This is a genomic window from Spiroplasma sp. hyd1 (genome assembly GCF_016082235.1).
GTDB classification, from domain to species: Bacteria; Bacillota_I; Bacilli_A; order Mycoplasmatales; family Mycoplasmataceae; genus Spiroplasma; species Spiroplasma poulsonii.
In genome coordinates this window covers 1-6473 of record NZ_JXYY01000060.1, presented here as the reverse complement: position 1 = coordinate 6473, position 6473 = coordinate 1, and the positions used below count along the sequence as shown (strand labels likewise).

Below are 6473 nucleotides of genomic sequence, written 5' to 3'. Positions count from 1 at the left end.
CANCNNNGAATTAACAATGATTAGAGATAAAACCCAACTATTAAATTCAGAAACAAATTCCATCGCAAGACATCTTCTAGAAAGTCTAGATTCAAAAAAAGGTTTTGCATTGTTATTAGCTCCAAGAATACATTCTGATGTAATTAATTATTTTAATTTTTTAGTGAGTATGAATAGAGATAATAATTTAATAATTACAGGAACCCCTATAATAAGATTTATTAATTGACTAAGAGAAGAATCTTTTGTTTCACAAATTAAAATGTCATCAATTTTTGAATTCGTGGAAACTGAATATAAAGAGGTTGAACTAAAAAATATGGAAACAATCAAAAAAGTAGTTTCAAGTCGCAACTTAGAAAAGATAAATTAAAAATATATAAGTAGCAGTAGGACCTAAAACTTTATTCCAACATATTATTATTAATTATTGTTTTTATTTTAAAAAAAGCATATAATTACTATTAAGGAGGATTGGATATGGCGATGTTTAATAATAAAAAGCCAACTTTTGTATCGATGGATTTAGGAACAGCTTATACCTTGGTTTATATATCAGGAAGCGGAATTGTTTATAATGAACCATCAATTGTGGCTTATAAAATTAAAGAAAATAGAATTGTTGCTGTTGGTAATGAAGCATATAAAATGATTGGAAAAGGAAATAAAACAATTAGAATTGTGCGACCAATGGTTGATGGGGTTATTACGGACATTCATGCAACGGAAGCCCAATTAAAATATATTTTTAATCGTTTACGGGTTAGTAAACAATTAGCTAATTCAATTATGTTATTAGCTTGTCCGTCAGTGATTACGGAATTAGAAAAAAATGCGTTAAAAAAAATTGCAATGAACTTAGGTGCAACAAAAGTTTTTGTTGAAGAAGAAGTTAAAATGGCTGCTTTAGGTGGCGGAGTTGATATTTACAAACCTTTTGGAAACCTAGTTATTGATATGGGTGGAGGAACCACTGATATTGCTGTTCTTGCTTCTGGGGATATTGTGTTATCAAAATCAGTAAAAGTTGCTGGAAACTATTTAAATGATGAAATTTTAAAATATGTTCGTTCACAATATGGTTTAGAAATTGGAATTAAAACAGCAGAAATGATTAAAATTGAAATTGGTTCATTAGCAAAACATGGTGATGAACGTAAAATGAAAGTATACGGACGAGATGTTGTTTCAGGCTTACCACGTGAAATTGAATTAACACCAGAAGAAGTTCGTGAAGTGTTAAAGGTTCCGGTTTCACGGATTATTGATTTAGCCGTCCAAGTCTTAGAAGAAACACCACCAGAATTAGCGGGGGATATCTTCCGAAATGGAATTACCATTTGTGGTGGTGGTGGTTTAATCAAAGGAATTGATCATTACTTTGAAGAAACCTTACAATTACCAGCTAAAATTGGAGAACAACCTTTATTAGCGGTTATTAATGGAACAAAAAAATTCGAATCAGATATTTATGACATTATTCGTCAAGAGCACCAAAAAACAAAAGAATTAGATTATTAATTGTTAGTGGCTAACATTTAACAGTGAAGAATCGTAAAATTGTTTTAGTTGGTTGTGGTTCAGTAGGGACAACATTTCTTTATGCTGCAATTAACCAAGGTTTAGCTCAAGAATATGTTTTAATTGATATTAATTATGAATGAGCAGAAGGACATGCCTTGGATCTCGATGATTGTAATGCTGTCTTAGAACGACCATTTTATAGTGTTAATGCCGGAACTTATCAAGATTGTGTTGATGCTGATATGGTTGTTGTAACTGCTGGGCGTCCGCAAAAAGAGGGTGAAACAAGATTAGAAATGGTTGCTGATAATGCTAAAATTATGCAAGAAATTGCTTTAGCAATTAAAGCTTCTGGTTTTAAAGGCATTTCATTAATTGTATCTAACCCAGTAGATATTTTAACTACTGTATATCAAAAAGTAACTGGTTTTGATCCGCATACAATTTTAGGGTCAGGAACTGGTTTGGGTTCTGCGCGTTTACGTCGTTTGATTGGGAAGAAGTTAAATGTACATCCTAGTTCGGTGCACGCCTATATTATGGGTGAACACGGGGATTCAGCAATGACAGCGTGAAGTGCGCTTCAATTTTAGGGAAACGAATTAGTGACTATATTGAAGAAGGACGCTTGACGATTGAGGATTTAAAAACTTGTCAAACTGATGCTATTAATATGGCATACAAAATTATTGAAAAGAAAAAATCAACGTTCTATGGCATTGGTGTTGTTTTATCTCACATTGCGCGGATTATTATCCGTGGTGAGAACCAAGCAATCTTAATTGGTGCATATTTAAGCTGTGAATATGGTCAAAATGGAATTTATACTGGTGTTCCAGCCGTAGTGAGCAACTGTGGGTGAGAACGAATTATTAAATTACATATTAATAATGAAGAACAAGAACAATTTAATAAATCTTGTCAAAAAATTCATGAGACCTTAACTGTTGCTTTTCAAGCAATTGGGATTCAATAAAACTGATTTATTATCAGTTTTTTTATGTTATGATTTAAAAAATAGGAGTGAATATTAATGCAACAACCATTAGCGTTCTTGTTACGCCCAACAACAATTGCGGAGATTATTGGACAAAGTCATATTATTAATGATCAAAATGGTCTTATTTCACGAATGTTGAAATATAACTATGCTAGTTCATTAATTTTTTATGGTGATCCTGGGGTTGGAAAAAGTAGTATTGCTCGTGCTTTAGCAAATGATTTACAATTAGAATATGCTGTTTTTAATGCAGAAATTGATAAAAAACAAGATTTAGAAAACATTATTAAAAAAGCACAAAATGTTGAGCGTTTTATTATTATTGTTGAAGAAGTTCACCGGATGAATAAAGACCGCCAAGATATTTTATTACAATACTTAGAAAATGGGCATTTAATTATGTTTGCATGTACAACAGAAAATCCATATTTTGTTATTAATCCCGCCTTACGATCACGAGCAAATATTATTAAATTAGAACGAATTACTACAGATGAAATGATAGTCGGGTTAAAGAAACTAATTGCTATGAAAAAATTAACTTTAACAATTACTCCCGAAGCATTAGCATTAATTTGCCAATTAGCAAGTGGTGATTTACGAATTGCAATTAATATTTTAGAATTATGTTTAAATTTATACCCAGAAGAAGAAATTACTTCTGCAATTATTACAAGTATTGCTCCATCGGCAAATTTAATTAATTTTGCTGATGGAGATGAACACCATGATTTAAAATTAGCATTACAAAAATCAATTTGTGGTAGTGATGTTGACGCAGCGTTATATTACTTTGCACGGTTATTAGCAAGTGGGGATTATGAAGCTTTGTTACGCCGCATGTTAATTATTGCATATGAAGATATTGGCTTAGCAAATCCATCGATTGCAATTCATGTTAAGGCTGCTGTTGATAGTTTTCGTCAGATTGGTTTACCTGAAGGTCGAATTCCGTTAGGATTAGCAATTGTTGAAATGTGTTTAAGTGAAAAATCAAATAGTGCTTATTTAGCAACTGACCAAGCTTATGAAGATGTATTGAAAGGCAAAATTTATCCAATTCCACATCATTTACGTGATACTAGTTATGCTTCAGCGGTAAAATTAGGAAATGGCGTAGGATATCAATTTCCCCATGATTTTCCAAATGATTATGTTATGCAGCAATATTTACCAAAAGAAATGTTGGGAACGGTTTATTATCATCCAAAATTACATAGTGTATATGAAAAACGAATTAATGAGTTATATGATCGCTTTACGAAATAAACCAAGAAGTTACTTTAAAGTAACTTCTTGGTTTATTTTTTAGCAGTGCTAGAATAAAGGTGTTAGAAATGGAAATGATGATAATGACACTCGTTAAAATTCATGTGCCTGAACTTACATGTAGTAGTTGTGCGATGGCAATTGAAAAGAAATTAAAAAAATTCCTAATATTGAATTTCAAATTGGGGTTGTAACACGAAATGTTAAAATTACTTATGATGAAACACTTGTTAGCAAAGAAGCAATTTTTCAACAAATTAAAAAAGCTGGTTATGATTTTGATGAAATTGCAACTGAACAGTTGTAATTTGGTTTTGACAAATGAAAAAACCACTAAAAACAAAATTAACAAAACGGCAAATTCGTGATTTGTATGAATTAATTATTGCGATTATTTTAAATCTTCCGTTATTGTTAGGGATAATTCCTAGTTTAAGTATTTTACATAACCAATGATTACAATTAACCCTTGCGACAATTATTTTATTTTATTGTGGTCGTCGCTATTATATTAATATGTTTAATGAAATCTTCCGTTGACATTTGTTAGGAATGAATACATTAATTGGTTTAGGAACTTTATTATCATATGGCTATAGTATTTATTTAATTGCTAGTCATAGTAGTTATATGCTGTTGTTTGAAACCGCTGGAACAATTATTATGATTATGTTGTTAGGAAATATTATTAATACAAATGTTCAACGAAAAGTTACAGCTGGCATTGAAAGTGTTATCACATTACAAGTTGATCAGGCTAACCGTGTTGACCCTGATCAAACATTGACAGTTATTAATACAAAAGATGTTCAAGTTGATGATATTTTATTAATTAAAAAAGGTGAAAAAGTTCCTGTTGATGGTGTTGTTCAACAAGGAACTGGCTATTTAAACGAAGCAATGTTAAATTGTTGAAAAAAACTTGGAGTTGAGGTAATTGGGGGAACAGTTAATATGGGCGAACCTTTTTATCTCCAAGCAAAAAAAGTTGGTGCCGATACTGTTTTAGCTAATATTTTACAAAAAGTAGATGAAATCCAAAGTCAAAAACTACGGATTCAACGAATTGCTGATCAAATTGCAAAATTGTTTACACCGTTAATTTTAATTGTGGCGGTTATTACCTTTTTGTGTCAGTACTTTATTTTTCACAAAGGTGATGTTGCTAAAGGCATTGATATTGCTATTACTGTAATTGTTATTAGTTGTCCTTGTGCCTTAGGATTAGCAACCCCATTAGCTGTGGCAGTTGGTTTTGGGAAAGCATTAAAAGAAGGAGTTGTTTTCAATAACACTAGTGCCTTTGAAAAAATTAATAAAATTAATGCGGTAGCTTTTGATAAAACTGGAACAATTACAACTGGTGAATTAACAGTACAACAATTTTTAGGTGATCATGCAAATAGCAAGTATATTTATCATTTAGAAAAGTTATCAGCCCATCCAATTGCAAAAAGCATTGTAAATTTCTTTCCTAATGAGCAATCAGAAATTAAATTTCAACAATTTAAAGAAGAAGCAGGGCGTGGGTTATCTGGTGTTTATAATAACAGTACTTATCAGATTATGAGTTATCAAACAGCAGTCAAAAAGGATTTTCAAAATTTATTAGCCCACCAAGTTGCAAGTTTAACGGTTATTAATCCAATTTTAATTGCCTTCGTAATTAATGAAACAATTACTAATGTCCTTGTTTTAACAGACATCATTCGTAGCGATGCTTCTATTACAATTGCGAAGTTTGCAAAAAAACATATTGCAACCCATATGATTAGTGGGGATAACGAAGAAACAACAAAAGCAATTGCCACAGAAGTTGGCATTGCTAGTTATTATGTTAATGTTGCACCATTAACGAAAGCAACAATTGTTGAATCAATTCAAGCAACAGGGCAAGTAACAGCTTATGTTGGTGATGGCATTAATGATTTAGTGGCTTTAAAACAAGCAGATTTTGCCATTGCAACGGGACAAGGTAGTGAAGTTGCAATTCAAAATAGTGATATTACAATTATTAAACCAAATATTTTTAATATTTATAAAGTCTTTGTATTAACAAAATTAACGCGCCGCTTAATTTGATGAAACTTCTTTTGAGCTTTTAGTTATAACTTAATTACGATTCCATTAGCAATTTTAGGAATTATTCCTCCATTAATTGGGGCAGTTGTGATGGGTGCTAGTCAGTTGTTAGTATTACTAAATTCATTAGTTTTTAATAATTTAAAAGTTAAGTTTAAATAAAAAGGTATCTTTTGATCCTTTTTTTATTTTTATAACATAATTTTGGTTAAAACTTTTTTTCAGTAAAAAATATCTTTTTTTGCTTTTTATGTTATTTTTAATATGAGGTATATTACGATATATCATTAAAAGATAATGTATCAAACCTAATGCAAACTGTTTAATAAAGTACTAAAAAATAATAAATCAGATGGGAAGGATAAGAATCATATGAGGAAATTTTTATTGTTGTTAAGTGTGGGGATACTTGCCACAACAACATTAGGAGTCATTAGTTGTAAAGAAACTAGTGATATGACAATTAAGAAAGTTCCGTTAAATTATGAAAACTTAAAATTATTTTTTACAAAATATAATAACTTTCAATATCAAGGCGAATTTTTCTTTAAAGATGCTCAGTTTCAAACAGGAGCAGATACTAAACGAATGACTGCTG

The 6473-nt window shown here is 30.7% G+C and carries 5 protein-coding genes and 2 pseudogenes; all 7 read left to right on the top strand.

All coding sequences use genetic code 4. The features are described 5' to 3' along the window. The first annotated feature begins 16 nt into the window (after positions 1-16). Positions 17-373 (top strand): AlwI family type II restriction endonuclease, encoded by a 357-nt coding sequence (locus tag TS70_RS08700; RefSeq protein ID WP_040093133.1) that lies wholly within the window; start codon positions 17-19, stop codon positions 371-373. 107 nt (positions 374-480) lie between these two features. Further along, positions 481-1521, top strand: a complete 1041-nt coding sequence (locus TS70_RS05620) for a rod shape-determining protein (RefSeq protein ID WP_040093134.1) — start codon at positions 481-483, stop codon at positions 1519-1521. A 17-nt stretch (positions 1522-1538) separates the two neighbouring features. Then, positions 1539-2500, top strand: a pseudogene (locus tag TS70_RS08865) (L-lactate dehydrogenase). A 57-nt stretch (positions 2501-2557) separates the two neighbouring features. Beyond that, positions 2558-3793, top strand: coding sequence for a replication-associated recombination protein A (locus TS70_RS05610; protein WP_198049665.1), 1236 nt, complete (start codon positions 2558-2560; stop codon positions 3791-3793). Between the two features lie 127 nt (positions 3794-3920). Further along, complete coding sequence (locus TS70_RS05605; protein WP_232332514.1) at positions 3921-4100, top strand: copper chaperone; 180 nt, start codon at positions 3921-3923, stop codon at positions 4098-4100. Positions 4101-4114: 14 nt separating this feature from the next. Next, positions 4115-6037 carry a heavy metal translocating P-type ATPase gene (locus TS70_RS05600; protein ID WP_198049664.1) on the top strand — a complete coding sequence of 641 codons (1923 nt, stop codon included), beginning with the start codon at positions 4115-4117 and terminating at the stop codon, positions 6035-6037. 225 nt (positions 6038-6262) lie between these two features. Further along, positions 6263-6473 (top strand): annotated as a pseudogene (locus TS70_RS05595) (hypothetical protein); the annotation flags it as partial.